The 25,197-nt window shown below is 72.7% G+C and carries 23 protein-coding genes; 10 read left to right on the top strand and 13 right to left on the bottom strand.

Features of this window, described 5'->3' with window-relative positions:
- Positions 1-134 precede the first annotated feature (134 nt).
- Positions 135-716 carry an Rv1733c family protein gene (locus ACWCPI_RS31190; protein ID WP_451041295.1) on the bottom strand — a complete coding sequence of 194 codons (582 nt, stop codon included), beginning with the start codon at positions 714-716 and terminating at the stop codon, positions 135-137.
- A gap of 220 nt (positions 717-936) precedes the next feature.
- Here ACWCPI_RS31190 and ACWCPI_RS31185 point away from each other — a divergent pair, with 220 nt between their 5' ends.
- From ACWCPI_RS31185 to ACWCPI_RS31170, 4 genes are all read left to right on the top strand, one after another.
- Positions 937-2,079 carry a WD40/YVTN/BNR-like repeat-containing protein gene (locus ACWCPI_RS31185; RefSeq protein ID WP_451041294.1) on the top strand — a complete coding sequence of 381 codons (1,143 nt, stop codon included), beginning with the start codon at positions 937-939 and terminating at the stop codon, positions 2,077-2,079.
- Positions 2,080-2,152: 73 nt separating this feature from the next.
- Positions 2,153-2,830 (top strand): uracil-DNA glycosylase, encoded by a 678-nt coding sequence (locus ACWCPI_RS31180; RefSeq protein ID WP_451041293.1) that lies wholly within the window; start codon positions 2,153-2,155, stop codon positions 2,828-2,830.
- Positions 2,827-3,858, top strand: coding sequence for an N-acetylglucosamine kinase (locus ACWCPI_RS31175; RefSeq protein WP_451041292.1), 1,032 nt, complete (start codon positions 2,827-2,829; stop codon positions 3,856-3,858). Before ACWCPI_RS31180 ends, ACWCPI_RS31175 begins: the two co-directional genes overlap by 4 nt.
- Positions 3,859-3,987: 129 nt before the next feature.
- A complete protein-coding gene (locus ACWCPI_RS31170) occupies positions 3,988-4,911 on the top strand; it encodes a sirohydrochlorin chelatase (protein WP_451041291.1) in 924 nt (307 codons plus the stop codon).
- Between the two features lie 66 nt (positions 4,912-4,977).
- Here ACWCPI_RS31170 and ACWCPI_RS31165 read toward each other — a convergent pair whose 3' ends face one another.
- Positions 4,978-6,030 carry a lactonase family protein gene (locus ACWCPI_RS31165; protein ID WP_451041290.1) on the bottom strand — a complete coding sequence of 351 codons (1,053 nt, stop codon included), beginning with the start codon at positions 6,028-6,030 and terminating at the stop codon, positions 4,978-4,980.
- Between the two features lie 532 nt (positions 6,031-6,562).
- A complete protein-coding gene (locus tag ACWCPI_RS31160; RefSeq protein ID WP_451041289.1) occupies positions 6,563-8,059 on the bottom strand; it encodes an FUSC family protein in 1,497 nt (498 codons plus the stop codon).
- Between the two features lie 198 nt (positions 8,060-8,257).
- Here ACWCPI_RS31160 and ACWCPI_RS31155 point away from each other — a divergent pair, with 198 nt between their 5' ends.
- Entirely contained in the window at positions 8,258-8,737 is a 480-nt protein-coding gene (locus tag ACWCPI_RS31155) for an Lrp/AsnC family transcriptional regulator (RefSeq protein ID WP_451041288.1), read from the top strand.
- Between the two features lie 19 nt (positions 8,738-8,756).
- A complete protein-coding gene (locus ACWCPI_RS31150) occupies positions 8,757-9,452 on the top strand; it encodes an HAD family hydrolase (protein ID WP_451041287.1) in 696 nt (231 codons plus the stop codon).
- 173 nt (positions 9,453-9,625) lie between these two features.
- Here the strand turns inward: ACWCPI_RS31150 and ACWCPI_RS31145 are convergent, their stop codons facing one another.
- Positions 9,626-10,369: a LysR substrate-binding domain-containing protein gene (locus ACWCPI_RS31145; protein ID WP_451041286.1), complete on the bottom strand. Its 744-nt coding sequence runs from the start codon at positions 10,367-10,369 to the stop codon at positions 9,626-9,628.
- 365 nt (positions 10,370-10,734) lie between these two features.
- Between ACWCPI_RS31145 and ACWCPI_RS31140 the strand changes: the two genes are divergently transcribed.
- Positions 10,735-11,127, top strand: a complete 393-nt coding sequence (locus ACWCPI_RS31140) for a DUF5997 family protein (protein ID WP_451041285.1) — start codon at positions 10,735-10,737, stop codon at positions 11,125-11,127.
- Positions 11,128-11,341: 214 nt separating this feature from the next.
- Positions 11,342-13,507, top strand: coding sequence for a hypothetical protein (locus ACWCPI_RS31135; RefSeq protein WP_451041284.1), 2,166 nt, complete (start codon positions 11,342-11,344; stop codon positions 13,505-13,507).
- A 100-nt stretch (positions 13,508-13,607) separates the two neighbouring features.
- Here ACWCPI_RS31135 and paaE read toward each other — a convergent pair whose 3' ends face one another.
- Genes paaE through paaA form a run of 5 tightly spaced genes read right to left on the bottom strand, consistent with a single transcriptional unit; the run spans position 13,608 to position 17,344 of the window.
- Positions 13,608-14,723 (bottom strand): 1,2-phenylacetyl-CoA epoxidase subunit PaaE, encoded by a 1,116-nt coding sequence (paaE, locus tag ACWCPI_RS31130; RefSeq protein ID WP_451041283.1) that lies wholly within the window; start codon positions 14,721-14,723, stop codon positions 13,608-13,610.
- Positions 14,724-15,236 (bottom strand): 1,2-phenylacetyl-CoA epoxidase subunit PaaD, encoded by a 513-nt coding sequence (gene paaD / locus ACWCPI_RS31125; RefSeq protein WP_451041282.1) that lies wholly within the window; start codon positions 15,234-15,236, stop codon positions 14,724-14,726.
- A 2-nt stretch (positions 15,237-15,238) separates the two neighbouring features.
- Positions 15,239-16,066, bottom strand: coding sequence for a 1,2-phenylacetyl-CoA epoxidase subunit PaaC (gene paaC / locus ACWCPI_RS31120; protein ID WP_451041281.1), 828 nt, complete (start codon positions 16,064-16,066; stop codon positions 15,239-15,241).
- Between the two features lie 10 nt (positions 16,067-16,076).
- Positions 16,077-16,370 carry a 1,2-phenylacetyl-CoA epoxidase subunit PaaB gene (paaB, locus tag ACWCPI_RS31115; RefSeq protein WP_019760239.1) on the bottom strand — a complete coding sequence of 98 codons (294 nt, stop codon included), beginning with the start codon at positions 16,368-16,370 and terminating at the stop codon, positions 16,077-16,079.
- The gene (paaA, locus tag ACWCPI_RS31110; protein ID WP_451041280.1) at positions 16,367-17,344 is read right to left on the bottom strand and encodes a 1,2-phenylacetyl-CoA epoxidase subunit PaaA; all 978 of its coding nucleotides are present in this window, start codon (positions 17,342-17,344) and stop codon (positions 16,367-16,369) included. The genes paaB and paaA overlap by 4 nt, the downstream gene beginning before the upstream one ends.
- A 452-nt stretch (positions 17,345-17,796) precedes the next feature.
- On the opposite strand from paaA, the gene ACWCPI_RS31105 reads away from it, so the two are divergent.
- Entirely contained in the window at positions 17,797-18,855 is a 1,059-nt protein-coding gene (locus ACWCPI_RS31105; RefSeq protein WP_451041279.1) for an NAD-dependent epimerase/dehydratase family protein, read from the top strand.
- A 404-nt stretch (positions 18,856-19,259) separates the two neighbouring features.
- Positions 19,260-21,164 (top strand): NlpC/P60 family protein, encoded by a 1,905-nt coding sequence (locus tag ACWCPI_RS31100; protein ID WP_451041278.1) that lies wholly within the window; start codon positions 19,260-19,262, stop codon positions 21,162-21,164.
- A 106-nt stretch (positions 21,165-21,270) separates the two neighbouring features.
- On the opposite strand, the gene ACWCPI_RS31095 is transcribed toward ACWCPI_RS31100, so the two are convergent.
- The 4 genes from ACWCPI_RS31095 to ACWCPI_RS31080 all read right to left on the bottom strand — a co-directional run bounded on the left by ACWCPI_RS31095 (position 21,271) and on the right by ACWCPI_RS31080 (position 24,726).
- On the bottom strand, positions 21,271-21,900 hold the full coding sequence (locus tag ACWCPI_RS31095) for a cytochrome P450 (protein WP_451041277.1): 630 nt from the start codon (positions 21,898-21,900) through the stop codon (positions 21,271-21,273).
- Between the two features lie 3 nt (positions 21,901-21,903).
- Complete coding sequence (tgmB, locus tag ACWCPI_RS31090; protein ID WP_451041276.1) at positions 21,904-22,857, bottom strand: ATP-grasp ribosomal peptide maturase; 954 nt, start codon at positions 22,855-22,857, stop codon at positions 21,904-21,906.
- A 13-nt stretch (positions 22,858-22,870) separates the two neighbouring features.
- Positions 22,871-23,062 (bottom strand): putative ATP-grasp-modified RiPP, encoded by a 192-nt coding sequence (gene tgmA, locus ACWCPI_RS31085; protein ID WP_451041275.1) that lies wholly within the window; start codon positions 23,060-23,062, stop codon positions 22,871-22,873.
- Positions 23,063-23,247: 185 nt separating this feature from the next.
- Entirely contained in the window at positions 23,248-24,726 is a 1,479-nt protein-coding gene (locus ACWCPI_RS31080) for an MFS transporter (RefSeq protein WP_451041302.1), read from the bottom strand.
- Positions 24,727-25,197 lie beyond the last annotated feature (471 nt).

Here is a 25,197-nt window from a genome sequence, read left to right as displayed (position 1 = left end):
ACCAGGGGAACGATCCCCGTCATGCTCCTGCGCCGCTGGCCGAATCAGCGCCGGGGCGCCGGTGGGGCGGGGGGGGTGGGGCCGGGGGACCCCCGCGGCGGGCGGGCCCCCCCCCCCCCGCCCCCTCACACCCGTCACCCCGGGGTGCGCCCACCCCACAGCGGTCCGAACCGCGCCCACTCGTAGCCCCACCGGTCGATACGGCGGCTCTCCAGGCGGCTGCGCAGGGCCCGGCCGCCGACGAAGGGCACGGACGCCGCGAACACGCCGACCAGGCCACCGACCAGGGCGGCGCGTGAACGGGCCTCCGACTCGGTGGCGGGCCTGGTCACGAGGCGGCCCTGGGCATCCGTCCAGACGGTGACCGGTGTGCCGACGCCACTACCGGGCCGGACTCGGGCCTGGCCGGTGCGCGAGGCGCCGTCGGGCGTGCTCCAGCGGACCTTCCCCCACACGCTCGCGCCGCTCGGCGTGCCGGGCCGCGAGGTGCCCGGCGCCTGCTCGCTGAGCAGGGCGACGACGGGCCGCCACTCGACGCGCTCCCGGGCCATCCCCCGTTCCACCGTGCCGGCCGTCGCGAGGCCGGTGAACACCCCGGTGAGGAGGGTGAGCGCCCACGCGGCGAGCAGCACCCAGGCCTCCACCGCATCGGCCCGGCGCTTGAGCGGGTTGCGCCGCCACCGCCACAGCCACACCTTCGGACCTCGGAACGCCATCGAAGGCTTCCTCCTCATGAGCGCACGAACCTGCCGGATGGACTCGCCCTCCCATACGGCGGACGGCCGCTGGATGCTCACGGCATCTACCCGGCCTCGACGGTGGCACGCGTCCTGCGGGCCCCGCGGGCGTTTTGGGGAAAGCGCCTCGCGGCTCCCGGCAGCGGTCCATCATCGCCGCGCTGACCTGCGACGCCAGCCTTTGCGGGGGTGACTGTCAGTGCCGGGGTGCAGACTGGCCGGTGTCTGGGACAAGGACGTCGCGGAGGTGATCGGCATGACCGAGGTACTGCTCGCCGTGGGCACGCGCAAGGGACTGTTCATCGGGCGAAGGCGAGGTGGCACCTGGGAGTTCGACGAGAGCCCCTACTTCAACGCGCAGGCCGTGTACTCGGTCGCCATCGACACCCGGGGCGAGCGACCGCGGCTGCTGGCCGGCGGTGACAGCGCGCACTGGGGCCCGTCGGTGTTCCACTCCGACGACCTGGGCCGGACCTGGACCGAGCCCGCCCGGCCGGCCGTCAAGTTCCCCAAGGACACCGAGGCTTCCCTGGAGCGGGTGTGGCAGCTGCACCCGGCGGCCGCGGAGCCGGACGTGGTCTACGCGGGCACGGAACCGGCCGCGCTGTACCGCTCCGAGGACCGCGGGGAGTCCTTCGAACTGGTACGCCCCCTGTGGGAGCATCCCACGCGCTCCAAGTGGGTGCCGGGCGGTGGCGGTGAGGGACTGCACACCGTGGTCACCGACAGGCGAGACCCGCACGCCGTGACGGTCGCCGTCTCGACGGCCGGAGTGTTCCGGACGACCGACGGCGGGGCGAGCTGGGAGCCCGCCAACTCCGGTGTCTCGGCGGTGTTCCTGCCGGATCCGAACCCGGAGTTCGGCCAGTGCGTGCACAAGATCGCGCAGGACGCGGTGACTTTGGACCGTCTCTATCTCCAGAACCACTGGGGCGTGTACCGCAGCGACGACGCGGGCGCGCACTGGACGGACATCGGTGAGGGTCTGCCGTCCACCTTCGGCTTCGCGGCGGCCACGCACCCGCACCGCGGCGAGACGGCGTACGTCTTTCCCATCAACGCGGACTCGGACCGCGTACCCGCCGACCGGCGGTGCCGCGTGTTCCGTACGGCGGACGCGGGCAAGAGCTGGGAGCCGCTGTCGGCGGGACTGCCCCAGGGCGACCACTACGGCACGGTGCTGCGTGACGCGATGTGCACGGACGACGCGGACCCGGCCGGCGTGTACTTCGGCAACCGCAACGGCGAGGTGTTCGCGTCGGCCGACGACGGCGACAGCTGGCGGCAGTTGGCCTCGCATCTGCCGGACGTGCTGTGCGTGAGGGCCGCGGTGGTCGGATGAGCCGTCCCGGCTCACGGGCCCGCCTCGGCCACCGGTGGATCGCAGCCGCCGACACGGCAGTAGGGTGACGCCCGTGCCACCACGACCCTTGCATGAAATCGTCGAACCGGGCTGGGCGAAGGCCCTGGAACCCGTTGCCGAACGGATCGCCGCGATGGGCGACTTCCTGCGTGCGGAGATCGCCGCGGGGCGCACCTATCTACCGGCCGGAGCGAACGTCCTGCGGGCTTTCCAGCAGCCCTTCGACGAGGTGAGGGTCCTGATCGTCGGTCAGGACCCCTATCCGACCCCGGGGCATGCCGTGGGCCTGTCGTTCTCCGTCGCGCCGGACGTCCGCCCGCTGCCCGGCAGCCTCGTCAACATCTACCGTGAGCTGAACACCGACCTCGGGCTGCCGCAGCCGTCCAACGGCGATCTGACGCCATGGACCCGCCAGGGTGTGCTGCTGCTCAACAGGGCGCTCACCACGGCCCCGCGCAAGCCCGGCGCCCATCGCGGCAAGGGCTGGGAGGAGGTCACCGAACAGGCCATACGCGCCTTGGCGGGACGCGGCAAGCCGCTGGTGTCCATCCTGTGGGGCCGCGACGCCCGCAACCTGCGGCCGCTGCTCGGCAACCTCCCGTCGGTGGAGTCGGCCCACCCCTCGCCCATGTCCGCCGACCGGGGCTTCTTCGGTTCCCGCCCCTTCAGCCGGGCCAACGACCTGCTGATCCAGCAGGGAGGACAGCCGGTGGACTGGCGCCTGCCATGACCGGCGTCCCGGGCCGGGTGGCCGGGGCCGGAGCAGCCGTGGGGCCGGTGGACACGGCCCCCGGATTCCTCGCCGTCGACTCGGGAGGATCCGGCCTGCGGGTGGCCGTCGGCACCGTCGGTCGTGGTGTGGCTGCCCGGCGGGAGTCCCCGGAGCCGGTGCGTACCGGCGAGCGGGGCATCGATCCCGGGCATCTGATGGAGCAACTGGTGCCTCTGGTGCGGGCGTCGATGGCCGAGGCGGGTGTCGCCCGGCTTGGTGCGGCGGCGGTGGGTGCCGCCGGACTCGCCACGCTGGGTGATGCCCTGCGGGCCGAACTGCCGCAGGCCCTGGAGCGTGAGTTCGGCGTCGGCCGCCTCGCGCTGGCCGCCGACGCCGTCACCGCCTATGTCGGCGCTCTCGGGTCCCGTCCCGGTGCCGTGCTCGCCGCCGGTACGGGACTGGTGGCGCTGGGCACCGATCTGACGCGCTGGCGCCGTGCGGACGGCTGGGGGCATCTGCTCGGCGACTGCGGCAGCGGAGCCTGGATCGGGCGGGCCGGGCTGGAGGCGGCGCTGCGGGCCCACGACGGGCGGCCCGGCGGGTCGGCCGGGCTGCTGGCCCGCGCCGAGGAGGTGTTCGGTCCGGTGCGGGACTTGCCCGGCAAGCTCTATCCCCGTCCCGACCGATCGGCCGTCCTCGCCTCCTTCGCGCCCCATGTGGCCGCCCGCGCCGACAGCGACCCGGTCGCCGCGGGCATCCTGCGCGCCGCCGCTCGGCACATGGCCGAGACGGTGGCCGCCGTGTGCCCCACCGAGGGTGAGCCCCAAGTCGCGCTCACCGGTGGCCTGTTCAAGATCGGCGCACCTCTTCTCGTGCCCTTGGAGGAAGAGTTGTCCGGGCTGCTGCCGCGGGCGCGACGGGTGCCCGCCTCCGGAGACCCGCTGGCGGGGGCGGTGGACATCGCGACCGAGTTGGCGGCCGGACCGCTGACACTGCCGGGTGACGAGGCACTGCTTTGCGTACTGACCCGAACGGGTGACAGATAAAACGGACTGATCCCCATACGTTGATCGGTTCTGAACCGCACGTAACTCATCAGACAAAACCGGACGGATACCGCTCACCTGCACCCTCCCCGAACAGGGGAGCCCAAGAAACCAGTAACATGCGGCGCCATGAGCTCCCCCACTGGGCCCGCGTCCGGCCTGCCAGTACGAATGCCGCGCCCCCGCCAGCCCGGGCGGCACCGCCGACCCGAGCCGCTGGCGGCTCCCGAGGGCGCGCCCGCGCTCGTTCTCGCGGTGCCGGGCACGCCGAGCGCCGCCACTCGCGGCCTCGCCGAGGAGGTCGTGAGCATCGCGCGCTCCGAGCTCCCAGGCCTCGACGCCCGGATCGGGTACGTCGACGGCGACGACGTGGAGTTCCCCACGCTCCAGTCCGTGCTGGTGCGCGGCGCGGAGGAGCGCATCGCCCGCTATGAGCAGGCGCTCGCCGCGGGTGTGGAGGCCAAGGAGCCCGAGGGTCCCGTCGCCGTCGTGGTGCCGCTGCTCGCCGGCCCGGACAGCGCGCTGCTGCGCGTCATCCGCCAGGCCGTGATGGACAGCCGGGTCGCGGCCGACCTGACCGATGTGCTGGGCCCGCACCCGCTGCTCGCGGAGGCGCTGCACGTGCGTCTGTCGGAGGCCGGTCTGGCCCGCGCCGACCGCGCGCGGCTGTTCACCGTGGCGACCGCGGCGGACGGCATCATCCTGGCCTCCGTCGGCGGCGAGGAGGCCGTTCAGGCGGCCGGGATCACCGGCATGCTGCTCGCCGCCCGCCTGGCCGTTCCGGTGATGGCGGCGGCCCTGGACCAGGAGGGCTCGATCACGGCCGTCGCCGAGCAGCTGCGCTCCTCCGGCTCGCAGCAGCTGGCGCTGGCGCCGTACCTGATAGGGCCGGAGATCGACCCGAGCCTGATCGCGGAGGCCGCCCGGGAGGCCGGCTGCTCCGCCGCCGAGGCGCTCGGCCCCTACCCGGCGATCGGCAAGCTCGCGCTGTCCAAGTACACGACGGCTCTGGGCATCGCCCCGCAGCAGCCGCAGGGCTCTGCGGTGCGCTGACCCGCACGTCGCAGCCGTAATGCCGAGGGGCCCGCTCCGCACCGGAGCGGGCCCCTCGGCGTTCGGTCACCTGCTGGCCGGCTCCGGGCCGATGACCACGCAGGACGCGGCCGGGACCTCGATCGAGCCCTCGTAGCGCGGAAGTCCGGTGTCCGGGTCCAGGGCGAACCAGGACACATCACCGGAGCGCTCGTTCGCGACGTACAGGAACCCTTCCGACTCGGTGATCGCGCGGGGCCAGTGGCCGGCGCAGGTGACGGTTCCCGTCAGCCGCAGTTCCTCGCCCTCGACGGCGAACGTCGACAGCACGTCCTCGCCGCGGATCGCGGTCCGGACGAAGCGGCCGTCGGGTGAGGCGACGATCCCCGACGGGTAGGCGTCGCCGTCCGGGGGGCCCGGGAGCACCGGTGTCTCGGCCAGGGGCTTCAGCGTGCCGTCGTCGGCGTCCCAGTGGCAGACGGTGACCGTGGGGGTGAGTTCGTTCAGGACGTAGGCGTACGGGGCGAAGGGGTGGAAGGCGAGGTGGCGTGGGCCCGAGCCGGGCCGCAGGGCGATCTCGCGGTGGACTTCGAGGGTGTTCCCGGCCGACGTGTAGACCCGCACCGAGTCGGCGCCGAGGTCGACGCCGACAGCCCAGCGGCCCCCTGGAGCGGGCAGCACCTGATGGGTGTGCGGGCCGAGCTGGCGGGGCGTGTGCGGGCCGGAGCCGGTGTGCCGCAGGACGGCCGACGGGGCGTCCGCCAGGGTGCCGTCGGGGCGGACGGGGACGGCGGTGACACTGCCGGATCCGTAGTTGGCGGTCAGGACGTGGCCGTCGAACAGGCTGAGGTGCACGGGCCCGCTGCCGCCCACCGGCACCGGCGGCCCCGCGAGCTCCGGCGTGTCCGCGCCCAAGCGGTACGCGGCCACGGTGCCCTCGGCCGTCTCGCTGACGGCGTAGAGCCTGTCGCCGTCGGGCGACAGGGCCAGGTACGCGGGGTCGGGTACGCCGGCCACGCTGCCGAGTACGGTCAGCGCGCCACTGCCCGGGGCCACGGATGCCGTGGTGATGCCCCGGCCGCCGGCCGCCGTGAACGATCCGATGTAGGCCCGTGTGCCCCGCCTGCCTGCGTCTGCCACCGCTGTCCCCTTCCGGTCGGGTGCCGTCGGCGGTGACGGTAGCAGCGAACGGCCATCGGTCTAGACCAAGTCGTTAGACCAAGTCGGCCGAGGAGAGTTCCGTGGCCCCGTCCCTGGGAGGACAACGCGCGGGCCGCGCGCCGATCGGTCCGCATGCCGCGAAAGACCTGGACGTGACTGAAGTCCCCGGACGACCAGCTCGCTCCTTGACCTGGGAGCCAGGAGCGGGACTTGCCACCCACCGCGGGAGCACCGGCGCCTGATCGCGTCCGGCGCCGTACCGGCCGTGTCCTTCCTGCCGGTCATGGGCGAGGGCTGGACGGCGGCACCGGGCCTTCCACGCCCTGACGCACCTGGAGGTGGCGGCCGGGCTGCTACCCACGGCGGCCGGGCCGGAGCGCACTGTCCCACGAGAGGCGACAGCAGCGCCGTCGTCACCGACCGCCCTCCTGGGCGTCCGGGGGCGGTCACCCGCCGGACGCGGAGCCGGCACGTCGGCCGCGGTCCCGGCGGCGAGGGCCCGGCTGCGGCCTCACTCCCCCACGCCGACCAGGGGCGATCGGGTCGGCGTGCGCAGGGGGTGGGCCAGTTCGGCCAAGGCCCGTTCCAGGCCGTGCAGGTGGGCGAGGGCGGGGTGCGACGCGGTCGGCCGGTCCGTGGGGACGGTGACGTCCGTGCCGCCGGTCAGCGCCTCGACGGCGGCCTCGACGCGCCAGCACGCGGCGGCCAGGCGGGCGTCGTGCGAGGCCTCCGGGTCGGCGGCGACGGCGACCAGGCCGCGGATCTCCCGGGCGCAGTCGTCGAGCAGGGCCAGCACACGACGGGCCCGGCGCTTGCGGGCCGGCATGGGGTTCAGCGGGTGGACGAGCGGGGCGACGGAAAGCCGTACCCGGCCGAGCAACTGCTCCAGCTCGGCCACGCGCGCGGCCGGGTCGGCGGTGCCGTCGCCGGCGAGGCGGGCGGCGGCCTCGGCGGTGGCCGCGTGGACACAGCGCAGGGCCCGCTGGATCCAGGCGTCGGTGATGGCATGGGTGGTGACGGGCAGCACGAACAGCACCGCGAGCACGGCGCCGAGCGCCCCGACACCGGTCTCGGCCAGCCGCAGTGCCAGCAGGGCGGGGTCGAGGACGCCGAGGAGGCCGTAGAGAAGCTCGGCGAGCACCGTGACGCACAGCATCATCCAGGTGTACGAGACGGCCGCCGTGTAGAAGATGCCGAAGACACAGAGGGTCAGGAGCGCGGCCGTCGGGAGGCCGGCCCCCTGCAGGGGGACGGCGACGAGCAGGCCGAGTCCGATGCCGATCACCGTGCCGAGGACCCGGCGGAAGCCGCGGACCAGGGTCTCGCCGCGCGAGGTGGTGTTGACGAAGATCCACCACGTGGCGCCGACGGCCCAGTACCAGCGCTGCCCCGACACCAGCTGCCCCACCACCAGGGCGAAGCCCGCACCGGCGGTGGCCTGGACGGCCTGGCGCGTGGTGACCCGGGCGAGGCCGCTGCCGCCCGGCGGTGCGGGCACGGGTGCGGGGGGCGTGCGGCGCTCGTAGCACCACAGCCCGAAGCGCACCGCGGCAGCGGTGAGCAGGGACAGCAGGACGGCGGCGTAGAGCTCGGGGAGCTGCCCCGGGGTCGCCTGCAGGAACTGCGCCACGAAGAAGGTCATGAACGCGAACACACCGAGGCTGTGCCCGCGCGGCCCCCAGCGGCGGGCGTACACGCCGGCCCCGACGACGGCGAGGAAGGTGAGGTCGCGGGCGACCGGGTGGTCGTGCAGCTCGGCCGCCGCCGCGAGGACGGGGAGGCCGACGAGCGGCAGCAGCGCGGTGGTGACCGCCTGCCCGCGGACCGTGGCGTCGGTGACGGTGAACAGGGCGAGCAGCGCGGCGAGGCCACCGGTGACGGCGCCCACGAGGGAGTGCCCGGCGAGGCCGCAGACCGCGACCGCCGCGCCGATGCCGAGGACGGCCCGCAGGGCGAACCGCAGCCGCGTCCGCCCCGGATCCGGAGCCATGAACACCCTCTTCAGCACCGCTTACCGCCCCCTCGCACTCTGGCTGGAAACCGACATGAAAAAGGCGCCGCGGGGTCCGCAGCGCCATCGACGCCTCCATATCAGCATCACCACCGCCACTGGCTCAAGCGGCTCCTTCTACACTGGTCCATTGGTACAGCACGGGCCGCCTCAAGGCGGTCACAGGAGAGCCAACGGACGAGGAGACCGGGCGGCATGGCCGTGGACGAGCTCGACACCCGCATCCTGCGACTGCTGCTGGAGCGGCCCCGTACCAGCGTGCGGGAGTACGCCCGCATCCTCGGTGTCGCACGCGGCACCCTGCAGGCCAGGCTGGACCGGCTGGAACGGGACGGTGTGATCACCGGCACGGGCCCCGCCCTCTCCCCCGCCGCCCTCGGCCATCCCGTGCTGGCTTTCGTGCACATCGAGGTCACCCAGGGCCATCTCGACGACGTCGGCGACGCGCTGGCCGCCGTACCGGAGATCGTCGAGGCCTTCTCGATCACGGGTGGCGGGGATCTGCTGACCCGCGTGGTGGCCCGCGACAACGCCCACCTGGAGGATGTGATCCAGAAGCTGATCAGCCTCCCCGGCGTGGTCCGCACCCGTACCGAGGTGGCCCTGCGTGAACGCGTCCCGCACCGGCTGCTGCCGCTGGTGGAGTCGCTCGGGCGGGCGGCGGCACGGAGATGACCTTTGACATGCTGGGGCCATGAGCGGTCTCGGCGGCATCTCGGTCATCTTCGATCTCGACGGCACGCTCGTGGACAGCGAGCCCAACTACTTCGAGGCCGGCCGCCAGGTCCTCGCCGAACACGGGGTCCCCGACTTCGCATGGACGGATCACGAGCGGTACGTGGGCATCAGCACGCTGGAGACGGTGACGGCCTGGAAGCGGGATTACGCCCTGCGGGCCTCCGTCGGCGAACTGCTCGCCGCCAAGAACCGCCGCTATCTGGAACTGGCCCGCGCCGGTACGCGCGCGTACCCCGAGATGCGCGCGTTCGTGGAGCTGCTGGCCTCGGAGGCCGTACCGATGGCCGTGGCGTCGGGTTCGTCGCGCGAGGCCATCGCGGCGATCCTCGCCGGTACGGGCCTGGACGGCCACCTGCGCACCGTCGTCTCGGCCGAGGAGGTCGAGCGCGGCAAGCCGGCTCCCGACATCTTCCTGGAGGCGGCCCGTCGGCTCGGCGCGGCACCCGGCGACTGCGTGGTCGTGGAGGACGCGGCCCCGGGCGCCGCCGCAGCGCACGCGGCGGGGATGCGGTGCATCGCGGTCCCCTACGTGGCCGCGCAGGCGGACGCCGCGGAGTTCGCGACGGCCGGTCTGCTGCTGCCGGGCGGACAGGCCGAGTTCACGGCACGGGGCGCGTACGACTGGCTCGTGCGTTCGGCGTCGCCCCGCTGACGCTCCCCACCCCCGCCGCCCCGTACGAGGCCCCCTACTCCTCTGGACGAGACATGGGCCGGGGGTGACGTTCAGCGGCAAGGGTGCGCTGAGGTCGCCTGTTGTGCTGGTGTCGTCGCGTGTTGCCGTCCACCGTGGTTGCGTGGGCGACCGCGGGCCGGGGCGGCCGGCCGCTACGACCGGCGGCGGGGCTTGCCCCGCCGTACGCCCTTCGCGCCCTTCGCTCCCTGCCCGCCCTTGGCGCCGCCGGAGCCGCCGCGTTGGCCGCGACCGGTTCCGGACTGCCGGCGCGGGCTGCCTCCGCCCTCGGGTCGTCTGCGCTTGGGCTGCTCCGCCGCGGCCTGGGGCTGGGACGGGGTGCGGCCCCGGGTGCTGTTGACCGTGCGGCCGCGGACGACGCCGATGAAGTCCTCGACCAGGTCGGTGGTCGCCTCCTCCGGCCAGGACAGCGCGACGCTCGACTGGGGGGCGTCGACCAGCGGCCGGTAGGTGAGGTCCTTGCGGTGGTGCAGCCGCGCCAGCGACTGCGGCACGACCAGCAGGCCGACTCCCGCGGCGACGAGTTCGACGGCGTCCGCGGTGGTCGCGGGACGCTCGAAGGCGGGCTGCCCCGGGGGCCGCTCCCAGCCGAGGACGTCGTCGAGGGGGTGGAAGACGACCTCGTCGGCCAGGTCCTCGACGGTCACCTCGTCGACGGCCGCGACGACGTGGTCCTTGGGGACGACGACGACCGTGGTCTCGGTGTAGAGGGGGATCGCGCTGAAGACCGTACGGTCGACCGGCAGCCGTACGAAACCGGCGTCGGCGTCACCGGCACGGAGCATGTCCGGCACCTCGGCCGCGGTCACCGGCACAAGCGTGACGGGGACGTCGGGATAGCGTTCGTCCCAGATCCGCGCCCACTTCGACGGGGTCACCCCCGGGACGTAGGCAAGCCGGAAGGACGGGGGTGCCGCCGGGGCTGGAGGGGCTGCTTCCGGGGACGACGGGGGTACTTCCGAGCCTGTCACCAGGCCAGGCTACCGGCCGTGGTCGCCGCGCCCGCGGTTGCGGTCGTGGTGGGCAGGGTGCGCCCGGTGCGCAGCGGTGAACGAGACGGCAGGCGCCCCCCGGCCCCCGCTCTCTTCGTGAGGATCGGCGCGCGCGGCACGTCGGCCCCGGCCAGGCAGTGCGCCTGATGGGGCACGGACAAGGCGTAGGACTACGCTCGGCGCGCGGGCCTGCGGTTTCGCCGCGGGGGCGGACCGGCGGGCGGATCGGTGCAGTCGTTACCCTGGACGGCATGACGTCGCACCAGAGCACCCAGACCATGAAGCCCGCCACCGCGGCGAAGAAGCTGGGTGTGTACCTCGAGGCCACCCCCGCCGAGTTCCGTGAGGGTGTGGTCTCGCGTGCCGAGCTGAGCGCGCTGCAGGCGGACCCGCCGGAGTGGCTGCGGGAGCTGCGGCGCAACGGTCCGCATCCGCGGCCGGTCGTCGCGCAGAAGCTGGGCGTGTCGATCGCGGGTCTGGCCCGCGGCGGCGTCACGGAACCGCTCACCACCGAGCAGATCGAGACGCTGAAGGCGCAGCAGCCCGAGTGGCTGCAGAAGGAGCGTGCCACCCAGGCCGAGGTCCGCAAGGAGGCGAACCGCCTCAAGGAGCGGGACGCGCAGCGCGCGGACCGAAGCGCCTGAGCCCGTCCTCACCGGGTCCGCGTCAGCAGGTTCCGCTGCCGGCGCGGGCCGCCCGCGAACGGTTCGGTGCGTGCCGGGCCGTCGCGGAATCGGTTCCAGGAGCGTGAACGGGCCGAAGTTCCGCGCCTCGCGGGAGTGCGGCCGATGACGAACGCCTGGTCTCGGGGCGGAAATGGGCATGCGTCCACGCGTCGCGCTCTGGGATCATCCCGGCATGGTCCACCGTCTGGAACCCCTGGTCGTCCGGCATGCCCACCGCCTCCCCGCCCCTAGCGGACCCGCCGGTGACGGCGCCGTCGCGGCACGGCAGTTCGACGCCGCGCTGATGTCGGTGGGCTTCAAGCTCTCGGCGCGGCTGCTGGCGCACCTGTCGGGGCTCGCCGAGGGCACGGTCGTCGGCACCGCCACAAGGACGCTGCGCACGGTCCGCGAGATGGTCGGCGATCACGTGCAGCACAACGCGTACTTCATCGACTTCCCGGCCAACGTGCTGGACACGTACGAGTTCTGGACGCGGTGCATCGCCGAGGCGCTCGCCGACGACGCGACCCGGCCGAGCGTGCTGGAGCAGTTGAGCACGGGCGTCGTCGACCTGCTCACCCTGCCGCCGTACGGCCGCTACCAGCACACGTACGCCCAGATGCTCGACCACCACGAGGAACTGATCGCTGCGGCGGGCGACCGGATGACGGTGCTGCACCTGGGCGGCGAAGCGCAGGACGAGGTCACCGGCCTCTACCTGGCGTTGGCGGGCAGCGGCACGCCGCTCGGTGAGGACGCCCTGCGTGACCTGGAGGCGCTCGCCGAGGCCTGTGCCGACGGGCCGCAGCCCGCGGAGATACCGGTCCGGGAGAACCGCGCGGTCCTCAACCGGGCTCGGCTGCGGACCGGTTCGGAGCTGCTGCTGGACACGGTCACGGATGTGCTGCGGCTGGCATGCGCGGTGTCGGGTGGTGATGTGACCCTGGTGGAGGCGACCCGGTTCCGGGGGCTGTCCCGTCCGGTGCGCCGCGCTCTGCTGGCGGGTCTGGACGCGGTCGTCGCCGCTGCACCCGCCAAGCTGGCGGACGTCCACGCCCATCGCGAGGACTTCAAGCGGCTCGGCGAGCGGCTGCACCCGCACGAGTACCCGCAGTGGCCGCACGCCGCCGACGTGTTCGCCGTCGCGCGCGGCGAGAAGCAGGCACGTTCCTTCGACAGTGTGGTCGAGGAGCTGCTCGGGAGGCACGACGTCATGGGCGCGGCGAAGCTCCTGAAGTCGGCGCCGGGCAAGTTGTTCCGCTGTCTGGACCGGCTGCTGCGCATGGCACTGGACCAGGAGGAGCGCGACGGCGTCACGGCCGCCGCCGAGGAGGTCGTGGCAGACGTCTCCGGCCGGGTCCTGCTGGCGGTGCGCGAACACCTCGCCAACCGTGCCCAGGAGACGGGCGAGCCCCGCGTGTTCGTGAACCGGCTCGGCCGCGCCTGGGTCACCGAGGACGAGCGTCCGCCGGTGCTGCCGCCGGAGCGGGAGCGCCTGATCGCCGCGGTCGACGCGGAGATACGGCGCCGGCTGCCCGACCCGGGCCATCTGCTGATCGACCCGGACGTCCTGGACGTCGCGCTGCCGCTCAGCGGCCGGACGGCACCGGCCGGGCTCGGCGTGCTGCCCCGCGGTTCGGTGTCGCCCGTGGACGGCGAGCTGCTGCGCTTCTTCGTGTACTGGAAGCAGTCCGGGAAGCGCACCGACTACGACCTGTCGGCGCTGATGCTGGACGCCGACTACGCGACGGTGTGCTGGCTGGCGTACACCAACCTCAAGGATCTCGAAGGCGAGCATTCCGGTGACATCACCGAGGCGCCCTGCGGTGCCTCGGAGTTCATCGACCTGCGCCTCGGCGCGGTGCGCGGCGAGTTCGTCGTCCCGCAGGTCAACATCTTCGCCGGGGAGGGGTTCGAGGAGGTCGAGGAGTCGTTCTTCGGGTTCATGCTGCGCGAGGCGGAGCAGCGGGGCCGGCCCTTCGAGCCGCGTACCGTCCGGATGAAGTCCGCCCTGCGCGGTCCGGGCCGGGTCGCGCTGCCGCTGGCGTTCCGGCGCGCTGCCGACGGCCGGTGGCACGCCAAGTGGCTGCACCTGTATCTGAAGGGTGCTCCCGCCGCCAACCGGGTCGAGGCGAACCAGGTGTCGGTGGCGACGCTGCTGCGCGGCATCGTGGAGCGCGAGCAGCTGACCGTGCGCTATCTGACGGGCCTGATGGACGCCACGACGACGACCCTGTGGGACGGTGAGACGGTTCCGGAGGGTCCCGTCACCTACATCGGCCTTCAGCGGCCCGACGGGTTGCACCCGGGGTCGCGGATCGTCGTCCCCGAAAATCTGCGCGACCTGATCCCCGCGTGACTGTTAGAGTCGGCCGTGGCGAGGCCATGAAGGGACTTCCTTCTCAACTCCTTCTTGAAATAGTCCTTTCGCTCTCCTCGCCACTCAAGCTTTCGGCGGCTCAGCTGTCGTAGTCCACCGTCAGCGTCTCCGACACCGGGTACGACTGGCAGGTGAGGACGTAGCCGGCGTCCACTTCCCCCGGCTCCAGCGCGAAGTTGCGCCGCATGTCCGCCTTGCCGTCGGTGACCAGGGCCCGGCAGGTGCCGCAGACGCCGCCCTTGCAGGCGAACGGCAGGTCGGGGCGGGTGCGTTGGGCCCCGTCCAGGATGGTCCGCTCCCTGGGCAGGGCTGCGGTGGTGGACCGGCCGTCCAGGGTGATGGTGACCTCGCTGACGGGTCCTCGGGGCCCGCTCTCCTCGTGGTGCGTCTCGCGTACCGGCTCGTCGTCGGCGTAGAACAGCTCCTGGTGCACCCGCTCGTCGGGGACGCCGAGGCCGCCGAGAACCCGCTGAGCGTCCCGGACCATGCCGTGCGGGCCGCACAGCCACCAGTGGTCGGCGGTGCGTACGTCGACCAGCGCGTCGATCAGCGTGGACAGCCGGTCGGCGTCGATGCGTCCGGAGAGCACCTCGGCCTCGCGCGGCTCGCGGGAGAGGACGTGGGCGAGCTGGAAGCGGCTCGGGTGGAGGTCCTTCAGGTCGGCGAGCTCGTCGGCGAACATCACCGTGTCGGTGCGGCGGTTGCCGTAGAAGAGGGTGACCGTCGAGCGGGAGTCGGCGGCCAGGACGGACTCGGCGATGGACATCATGGGTGTGATGCCGGAGCCCGCCGCGATCAGCACGTGGTGGCCGGGGGCCGTGAGGTCGGGGGTGAAGGCGCCGGTCGGGGCCATCACCTCGACCATGTCGCCGGGGCGTACGTCGCTGACCAGCCAGGACGAGAAGATGCCGCCGGGCACGACCCGTACGCCGATGCGCGGGCTCGTCCCGACCGGCGAGCAGATCGAGTACGAGCGGCGCTCGTCGCGTCCGTCGATCTCGCGCCGCAGTGTCAGGGACTGCCCGGGTGCGAAGGCGAACTCCTCGGTCAGCTCCGCGGGGATGTCGAAGCTCACGGTGACCGCGTCCGCGCACAGGGGCTGCACGGCGGCGACGCGCAGGGTGTGGAAGGCCGGACGGCGGCGGGTGCGCGGGGGCACCGCGGCGGCCGTCCGTGCTTCCCTCAGGCCTTCCATTCAGATCTCCTTGACGTACTCGAACGGCTCGCGGCAGGCGCGGCAGCGCCACAGCGCCTTGCAGGAGGTGGCGGCGAAGCGGGAGGTCTCCTCGGTGTCCGCCGAGCCGCAGCGCGGACAGCTCACCGCGTGCCGGGTGGGTGACAGCACGAGCGGAACCGGGCCGCCGCCGCGGGGCGCGGGGCCGGGCGGGGCGATGCCGTGCTGGGCGAGCTTGCGGCGGCCGGCCGGGGTGATCCAGTCGCTGGTCCAGGGCGGGTCGAGGACCGTGCGGATCTCCACGCGCGCGTATCCGGCGTCCCGCAGCCGCGCGGCCACGTCCGCCCGCATCTCGGCCATGGCCGGGCAGCCGGAGTACGTCGGCGTCAGGCTCGCCACGACCGTGCCGTCCTCGGTGGCCGTGACGTCCCGCAGGACGCCCAGGTCGGCCAGGGTGAGCATGGGCAGCTCGGGGTCCGGCACCTGTGCGGCGATGTGCCGGGCACGCCGGGCGTCGGACAGGGTGGTCGGCATGGTCACCACCTGGCCTCCGGGTGGGCACGGGCCACGCCCTGCAACTCGGCCAGCAGGGGCGGGAGATGCGCGGTGTGCTCGCCGGTGCGGCCGGAGCCGGGCAGCGGCCGGTAGACGGGCATGGGCAGTCCGGCCGCCTCGGTGACCTGCTTGAGCACCGCGACGACGCCGTCCCGTTCGTCGTGGGCGGTGAACAACTCGCCCACGTACGGGGCGACCTGCTCCAGCGCCCTGCGCGTGCGGCGGTGCGACTCGTCCGTGCCGTCGCCCAGGCGCACCGTCCACTCGGCGGCGTACTGCCGGTGGTAGCTCAGCTCCTTGACGCCCTTCGCGGCGATCGCCGCCAGCACGGGGTCGGGGTGCGACGCCAGCCGCTCGAAGTGTGCGAGGCGCCAGCTGGACAGGACGAGCAGCCGGACGACGCAGAACGCGAAGTCGCCGTCCGGGAGTTCGGCGAGGCGGACGTTGCGGAACTCGTCGGCGTCGCGGAAGTAGGCGTAGGCGTCCTCGTCGCGGCCGGTGCCGTCGACCTGGCCGGCGCGGGAGTACAGCAGGCGGGCCTGGCCGAGCAGGTCGAGGCCGATGTTGGCCAGCGCCACCTCCTCCTCCAGCTCGGGGGCGCGGGTGATCCACTCGGCCAGGCGCTGGGCCGAGACCAGGGCGTCGTCGGCCAACGCCACGCACAGGTCGGCCAGTTCACCGGTGTCGACGCCCTCGGGCACGGTGGTGTCGACGCCGTGCAGCGGGTCCTCGAAGCCGGTGCCGTACGCCCAGCGGGTGTCGTCCTCGTGTCCCTCGGCGAGGGTCAGGTAGACGTGGTCGTCACTCATGCCCTCTCCTTCAGATGTGCGGGACGTCGTCGGGGATGTCGTAGAAGGTCGGATGGCGGTAGACCTTGTCGGCGCTGGGCGCGAAGAAGGGGTCCTTCTCGTCGCGGGTGGAGGCCGTGATGTGCTCGGACCTCACCACCCAGATGGAGACGCCCTCGTTGCGCCGGGTGTACAGGTCGCGGGCGTGGGTGAGCGCCATCCGGTCGTCGGCGGCGTGCAGCGAGCCCACGTGGACGTGGTTGAGGCCGCGCTTGCCCCGTACGAACACCTCGTACAGCGGCCAGTCCTGCTTCCCGGCGGTCATGCCACCGCTCCCTTCTTCGCACGGGCGGCCTGCTTGGCGGCGTGGGCGGTGGCCGCCTCCCGGACCCAGGCGCCCTCTTCGTGGGCGCTTCTGCGCCGCTGCATCCGCTGGGCGTTGCACGGGCCGTCGCCCTTGATGACCCGCATCAGCTCGTCCCAGTCGGGGGTGCCGAAGTCGTGGTGGCCGCGTTCGGCGTTCCAGCGCAGCTCCGGGTCGGGCAGGGTGACGCCGAGCTTCTCGGCCTGCGGGACGGTCATGTCGACGAAGCGCTGGCGCAGTTCGTCGTTGCTGTGCCGCTTGATCTTCCAGGCCATCGACTGCGCCGAGTTGGGCGAGGCGTCGTCGGGCGGGCCGAACATCATCAGGGACGGCCACCACCAGCGGTTCACCGCGTCCTGCACCATCTCCCGCTGGGCCTCGGTGCCGCGCATCATCGTCATCAGCAGCTCATAGCCCTGCCGCTGGTGGAAGGACTCCTCCTTGCAGATCCGCACCATCGCGCGCGCGTACGGACCGTACGAGGAGCGGCACAGCGGCACCTGGTTGCAGATCGCCGCGCCGTCCACGAACCAGCCGATCACACCGACGTCGGCGAAGCTCAGCGTCGGGTAGTTGAAGATCGACGAGTACTTCTGGCGGCCCTCGATCAGCCGGTCGGTCAGCTCCGCGCGGTCGGTGCCCAGGGTCTCCGCCGCCGAGTACAGGTAGAGCCCGTGGCCGGCCTCGTCCTGGACCTTGGCGAACAGGATCGCCTTGCGGCGCAGCGACGGGGCCTTGGTGATCCACTCGCCCTCGGGCTGCATGCCGATGATCTCCGAGTGGGCGTGCTGGGCGATCTGCCTGATCAGCGTCTTGCGGTAGCCCTCCGGCATCCAGTCACGCGGCTCGATGCGCTGGTCGCGCGAGATCGTCGCGTCGAAGTGCTCCTGGAGTCGCCCCTCGGGGGGCGCCTCGGCGGCGTGTGATGTCGTCATCGGTACCAGCTTCCCCAACCGACCATTCGTTCGGTATCAGTGTGGCCTGTTTCCCCCGACGTAGGCAAGACCTTTCGAGCCGACGAGACCCGCCGACGACACCCCTGGGGGGTACCCATGCGCCTGCGCATCCCGTCCATGGTGAAGCCGCGCGGGCCCGTCCTGCCCGGCCGCTGCGGCAGCCACTCCCCTCCGCGACCGGGACCGCGCCCCCATCAGCGCGGTCGTACGGCCTTGGCGCCGCGGTCCCTCGTGGGGGCCCGGCGGCGCTGGACGAGGTTCAGGTGGGGCAGGCGTCCGACGGCGGGGGCGGGTTCGGCCGGCAGGCGCACCCTGCGCCCCGGCGGGTCCAGTTCCTCGACCCTCGGCAGGTGGCTTGAAGGTGGCGTGGCGATGCGCCCGGTACGCGACTAGCGTGATCGCCCGACTTCCGCACGGGACAAGGAGCGAGCGTGGGCACAGAGAGGTCGACGGCCGTGCTGGTGACCGGCGGCAGCGGTTTCGTCGGCAGCCATCTGGTCAGGCGGCTCCTGGAGCGGGGCTACGAGGTCCGCACCACGGTGCGCAGCACCGCCGACGCCGCCAAGGTGCGCCCGCTGTGGGAGTTGGACGAGGAGTTCCCCGGCCGACTGTCCTTGTTCGAGGCGGACTTGCTGACCGAGGGCTCCTTCGACGCGGCGATGAGCGGCTGCCGGGTGGTGTTCCATGTGGCGTCACCGTTCCTCATGCCGGAGCGGATCAAGGACGGCCGGCGGGACCTGGTCGAACCGGCCCTGCTCGGCACCCGCAATGTGCTGGCGGGCATCGAGCGGACACCGTCGGTCCAGAGGCTGGTCCTGACCTCCACGGTCGGCGCGATCTTCGGCGACTACACCGACGTCCTCGACATGACCGACCACGTGCTGTCGGAGCGGTACTTCAACACCACCAGCACGGTGGAGAACAATCCGTACCACTATGCGAAGACGCTCGCGGAACGCGCGGCATGGGAGGCGGAGGCCGCTCAGCAGCGCTGGCGCATGGTGTCCGTCAACCCCGGCCTGATCCTCGGCCCTTCGCTGACCCCCGCCTCCCGATCCGGCAGCCTCTTCCTGCTGGACGAGCTGTTCAAGGGCTACTTCTGCTACGGCGCCCCTGACTTCAGCTTCACCACGGCGGACGTGCGCGACGTGGCCGACGCGCACATCGCGGCGGCGGAGAAGCCGGAGGCGGAGGGGCGTTACATCGTCGCGGAACGGACCATGACGTCCTTGCACGACATGGCGCGCATCATCCGGAGCCGGTACCCGCGCGACCTCCGCCTTCCGCGCACCGAGCTCCCGCACTGGCCGGTAAGGATCCTGGGCCCCGCCTTCGGTCTGACCCAGGACTACATCCGCAAGCACCTCGGCATCCGGTTCCGGGTGGACAACAGCCGCAGCGTCAGCGAACTCGGCATCACCTACCGCCCCGTCGAGCGGACGGTCCTGGATCACTACGAGGTGTGGCGGAAGCATCGCAGCGCGAAGTGAATCAGAGGCCCCCCACGCCCGGGCGTCGAAGGTCACAAAAACGTATCGGACATTTCACACGTCAATCTTCACGTAGGGCACACAAGTTCGTTAGGTTACGGCTCAGGCCGCACGACGATCTCCGGCGAACCCCGCCGGGACGTGCGCCCTCCGCCGAGTCCGGTGCGCCCACGCGGGCCAGCGGAGCCGGGGACCCACCGAACTTGGGGTGAATCGACCCAACCGCCCTTCGGGGCAAGGGCCGTAGGGCACACCTTCCGGAGACGACCGCCCGATCCCTCCCCCGGAGCCTGAACGGCCTCGGGGTACCCCCATCGCTGACCCGGTAGGCGGAGCACGGAAGGAGTACGTCGCCCATGGCGCCGGAACGCACGGCGGGTCCGGGGGCTCTGAGCCTGCCCGGCATGCGCAATTCCGCACTCGCATCGGCGGCCCTCACCTCTGTGGCCCTCCTCGCGCAGACGGCCAATGCCGCCCCCTCCCTCGGGGATGAAGCGCCGAGCCGCGAGGAGGTCAGCCGAAAGGTCAGCTCCCTCTACGACCAGGCCGAGTCCGACACCGGCACCTTCAACGCCACCCGCGCGGCGGCGGGGGCGCGGGGGCGCGCCGACCGTCCGGCCGACGCCGGACGCAGACCGGCCGCGCCGCCCCGGAAGGACGAGGCCGGACGGGGTGACCCCGCGCTCGACAGCGTCGCCCGGCAGTGGTTCGACGCGGCCCGCTCGAAGCTGGGTCCGACGGTTCCGGCGATCCTGCCGAGGGACCGTGTGCCGGAGCGCCCTTCCGGCACACGGTCCGCGCGCACCGCCGAGCGAGCGCCGGGGAACCTCGCCGAGCTCGGACGGTCCACGTCGGACCGGCCGCCCCTGGAGTTGCCCGCCGCGCCGGTCGCCGAACCGACGTCCGCCGCCACCGGGACGTCACCCGTGGCGGAGCTGACGGCGGGCCCCCTCGCCGCCCTGCCGGCCGCTGCGGAGACCTCGCCGGAGACCACCGGGGCTCTCCCGGCCTTCCAGAACTCCCGGACCGCACAGTCCGCCCTCGCCCTGCCTGCGCCGACCACGCCGTCCGCCGAGCGGGCGGTGGAGGTGACGGCCGGGGCCACGGACGAGTCGCGACAGCGGTCCGCGCTGAAGGCGTCCAAGGAGCGGAACCAGCGCAAGATCGAACAGGCCCGGGCCCTGCTGTCCGCCCACACCGCACAGCGGACCGACCCGCCGACCGCGATCGAGCCGGCACCGACGACACCTCCGGTCTCACAGACCTGGGACTCCGCGGCGGCCCTGCCCGCGGACACGTGGAGCACCACGCAGACACCGGCCGCGGACATGGGGAGCAGCAGGCAGACACCGGCCGTCGGCACGTGGAGCAGCACGCAGACCCCGGCCGCCGGCACGTGGACCACCACGACTGCGCCCACGGACATGTGGACCACCACCGAGGCACCGGCCACGGGCACATGGGCCACCACCGAGACCCCGGCCACGGGCACATGGGCCACCACCGAGGCCCCGGCCACACCCGCCGACACCTGGACCACCACCCAGACCGCGGCCACCGACACCTGGACCACCGCCCAGACCCCGGCCACCGACACCTGGACCACCACCCCGGTCACCCCCGCGGACACGTGGGCCACGCCCCAGGCGCCGGCCGTCGAGAGCTGGAGCACCACACAGACATCGGCCGCCCTCGACACCCGGAGCACCACCCCGACCCCGAGCGAGTCCTCGACCGGCACCCAGTGGCAGGTGCTGCAGGACCTGCGCTCGGTCGAGGACCTCGCTCCCACCGCCGCCGCCACGTCGACCTGGTCCAGCACGGCGAGTCGGCCCGCCGAAACCCCGGTCGCCACTCCCGCGTCCGTTCCCCCGGTCACCACGAGCCAGACCTCCACCACGAGCCAGGGCCTGACCGCGGGCGCCCCCGCCCCAGCCCCCTCAAGCGCGCAGCAGGACAGTCGAGCCACCCGCGCCCTCGACTTCGCGCGGGCCCAGCTCGGCAAGCCCTGCGTCTGGGGCACGACCGGTCCGGAGGCGTTCGACGCCGCCGGGCTCACCCAGGCCGCATGGAAGGCCGCCGGGATCACGCTCCCCCGCACCCCGCAGGAGCAGGCCACCGCCGGTCGCGGCATCGCCGTCCTCTCCGCCGAACCCGGCGACCTGGTCCTCTTCCATGCCGGCCACGTCGGCATCTGTTCCGGGAGCGGCATGATGATCCACGCCCCCGGACCGGGCGCGGTCATACGCGAGGAGTCGATGCACTACGCCGGGGAGTCCGCGATCCACAGCGTGGTTCGACCCGCCTGATCCGCCGCTCGTCCGCCGCCACCCCGCCCTGTCAGGGCGGGGTGGGCGCGGGCTGCCCTCGATGGCATCGCCCCGCATCCGCGAGGAGCCGGCCGCGTAGAGGTGCTCAGGCGGCCTTGAGCGCGAGCGGCAGCGTCCCCAGGCCGCTGAGGAAGTTGGAGTAGACCGGCTTCGCGGGGCCGGTCTGCTCCATCTCCGCCACGAGGTCGCGCAGGCCCGCCAGCACGGCCCCGATCTCCGCCCGGGCCAGGTGGGCGCCGAGGCAGAAGTGGGGGCCGTAGGCGAAGGTGACGTGCTTGTTCGGGGTGCGGTCCAGGCGCAGTTCGCCGGGGGCGTCGAAGAGTTCCTCGTCGTGGTTGGCGGAGGCGTTCCATACGGTGATGATGTCCCCCGCCGCGATCGGCCGGCCCCCGATCTCGGTGTCGGTCGTCGCGGTGCGCCCGGCGTGCAGGGCGGGGGTGGTCCAGCGCAGGATCTCCTCGACGGCGGTGCCGATGCCGGCGTCGCCCCGCTTGAGGGCCCGCCACTGGTCGGGGTGTTCGAGGAGGGCGAGGGCGGCGCCCACCATGGACAGCCGGGCGGTCTCGTCGCCGCCGAGGATCAGGCTGTAGCAGTCCCTCCCGGGTGCGCTGCTCCCGGCACGTCGTGCCCTCGTGAGGCTCGTCGAACACGTGTCGGTCCAGTGCTGCTCAACGTAGTGCAGGACGTAGTGCAGGCGGCACCGCCGGTGTGACACCGCTCAGCGGCGGCTGTCGCCGGCGCGCCGGTCGGGCCTGCGCTGGGCGAGCCACAGGGCGACCGCCTCCGCGATCGGCAGCCCCGTCTCCAGCTCGACGAAGCCGAACTGGCCGCCCTGGTTGCACTCCAGGAACCACCAGATGCCGTCCTCGTCCTCGGCGAAGTCGAAGGCCGCGTACGCCAGTCCGGCGAGGTTGACGTACTCGTGCACCGACTTGGCGATGCGTTCCGGGGCCTGGACCGGCTCCCAGCCGTGCCCCGTGTCGCCGTAGCGTCCGTCGACCTGGCCGGGTTCGGCGGTCTTGCGCGCGGTGAACAGCCGGGTGCCCACGCAGGTCAGGCGGATGTCGGCCCGCTTGGGCACATACCGCTGGAGCAGCGCCGGACCGGCCGCGACGGCGGTGAAGTCCGCGTCGGGCCCGACGAGGGTGGTGGGCAGGGTCAGCCCGTCACCCGGTGGCGGTCCCGAGGCGGACTTCACCACCACCTGCCGGTACTCCTCGGCGAACTCCCGCGCCAGCCGGGGCGCCGTGGTGAAGACCGTCGGCGGTACGGCGAAGCCGCTGAGGTGGGCGACCCGCAACTGCCACGGCTTCAGGCGGGCCTGGTCGGCGTTGCGCGGGTGGTTCATCCACCGTGCGGCGGCGGAGTGGAGCATCCCGTAGAGCGCCTGCCGGGTCTCGGCGGTCAGCCACGGTGAAGTGTGCGCGGCGTGCGCGGCGGGTTCGCCGGGTCTGCGCACCCAGATGGAGCGCAGCCCTCCCATGCTGAGCACATGGCCGTTGACCGACAGGTGGCCCTCGAAGTCCCCGTGGGCGTAGTCGGCGGACAGCACGGCCTTGCCCGGCAGGTCGGCGGGGTCCAGCCGCATCACGGCCGTCCCCGTCCCGTGCAGGGCGGCCACCACCATGTCGGCGGTCACGTCCTCTTCGGACGTCAGGATCAGTACGGTCATGCGCGGCCGTTCGTCAGTCGTCGAAGTGGGTCGCGGAGCCCGCGGTGGACGTCGTCGTGCCGACCGCGAGCAGGAGGTCCGGGTCACTGACCGCCGGGCGGCCGTCCGGCAGCACGTTCAGCTGGCGGGCCGGGTCGAAGTGATACGGCGTCACCGCTTGGGAAAGTCCGCTGGGAAGCGTGTAGTTGAGGGTGAACGGACGCATGGGAACCTCCACGGTCGCAAGTCGATTGCGTTACCGTCCCTTACGGGCTCCTTGCGTAACGAATTCATCACTTGCCGCCACATCGGGGTGAAGGTCGTCACACCACGCACCCCGTTCTGCACCTCTTCCGCACATCTGTCGGCGTCCGTTCGAGGCACGTTCACCTTCGGTGGTGGCCTGGCTTCTCAGGGTGCAGGCATGCCTCCGCCCTGGAGACGTTCGAGGTCGGAGGGGCGGACCTGGATGACCAGGAGGGCGATCACCGCCGCGATGGCCGTGAAGATCGCGGCCACGACGAAGGCGGCGGAGACCCCGGCGGTGAGGATCTCGTCGGCGTAGGGCGGCGGGAGTTGGCCCGTGCGTTCGAAGCGCAGCCGCTCCAGGGGGGTCGCCTGCTGCAGGAAGGCGGGGACCTGTTTCTCGGCTTCGTTGTCGCTGGCCGTACCGAACATCGTGACCAGGATGGACAGTCCGAGGGAGCCGCCGACCTGCTGGGTGGCGTTGAGGAGGCCGGAGGCGGCGCCCGTCTCGTGGACGGCCACATTGGACAGCGCCATCAGGGTCAGGGACACGAACTCCATGCCCATGCCGAGGCTGAAGACGAGCATCGGGCCGAGGACGCTGCCCGCGTACGTGGAGTGCACATCGGTCAGGGTCAGCCAGGCCAGGCCCGCGGCGGCCAGGATCGCACCCGTCACCATGAAGGGTTTGGGGCCGTACCTCGGCAGGAGCTGGGAGGCCAGTCCCGCGCCGATCGCGATGACGGCGCTCACCGGCAGGAAGGCCAGCCCGGCCTGCAGGGGGCTGAAGTCCAGCACGTTCTGCACGAAGAGGGTGAGGAAGAAGAACATCCCGAAGATCGCCGCGGCGAGGCTCAGCATCATGCCGTACGTGCCCGCGCGGTTGCGGTCGGCGAACATGTGCAGGGGCGTGATGGGCTGCCGCGAGCGCCGCTCGACCAGGATGAACGCCAGCAGGCAGACGACGGCCGCCCCGAACGCGGCCAGCGTGAGCGCGTCCCGCCAACCGTCCTGCGCCGCCCGGATGAATCCGTATACGAGCAGCACCATGCCGATGGTCGAGGTCAGCGCACCGGCCACGTCGAAGTGCCCGGGATGGCGCTCGGACTCCCGGATCCAGCGGGGCGTGGCGAGCACGATCAGCAATCCGATGGGCACGTTGACGAACAGCACCCAGCGCCAGTTGAGCCACTCCACGAGCATGCCGCCCGCCAGCAGGCCGATCGCCCCGCCACCAGCCGAGACCGCGGCGAAGACGCCGAACGCCCGGTTGCGTTCGGGGCCCTCACGGAAGGTGGTGCTGATCAGGGCGAGCGAGGTCGGGGACGCGATGGCGCCGCCGACCCCCTGCAGGGCACGGGCGGCCAGGAGCTGCCAGGAATTCTGGGAGAGTCCGCCGAGGAACGAGGCGAGGACGAAGAGCAGGACGCCGAAGACGAAGACACGGCGTCTGCCGAGGATGTCGCCCATCCTGCCGCCGAGGAGCAGCAGTCCGCCGAAGGTGAGCGTGTAGGCGTTGACCACCCAGGACAGGCTCTCCGTGGAGAAGTCCAGCGAGCGCTGGATCTGGGGCAGGGCGATGTTCACGATCGTGATGTCGAGCACCACCATCAGCTGGCAGGACGCGATGACGAACAGCGCCATACCGCTGCCCCGGCCCGCACTCCGCTCCGTCTCCTGCGGGGTGGTGGCCCGTGCTTCGGGTGTCGGCTCGGGATTGCTCATGCCATCGTGCCGTCGGCGGGGGGTCGGTGCTGGTTCCCGCCACCATTCGACCGTACGCCGCCCCCGTACCGCCCTCCAGTCGATCACGGCGCCGACGGGGCGCTCCAGGTCAGCGGCGGATCAGGCCCGTGAGACAGCGCCACAGTAAGGAGCGCTGCCGGGCGGAGGCGTCGGGCAGGACCGGCTGCGGGGTGTCCGGTTCCGGTGCGGACGCTCGCTGCGGGGCCGGCGCCGGCCCAAAGGCCGAGGACCGCGCGGGCGGCGAAGCCGGTGCGTACCGTACGGGCAGGGAACTCAGGCCGCGCATGAAGGGCGATGAACGTCAGTAGCCAACGGCGCCCGCGGCCTTGTCCCAGGCGCCCGGCGCCGCCTGCCGACGGGTGGGGCGGA

The sequence above is a fragment of the Streptomyces sp. NPDC001920 genome, from assembly GCF_053594495.1.
Note: the sequence above shows the minus strand (reverse complement) of the source record. Positions and strands in the feature narration are given on the sequence as shown.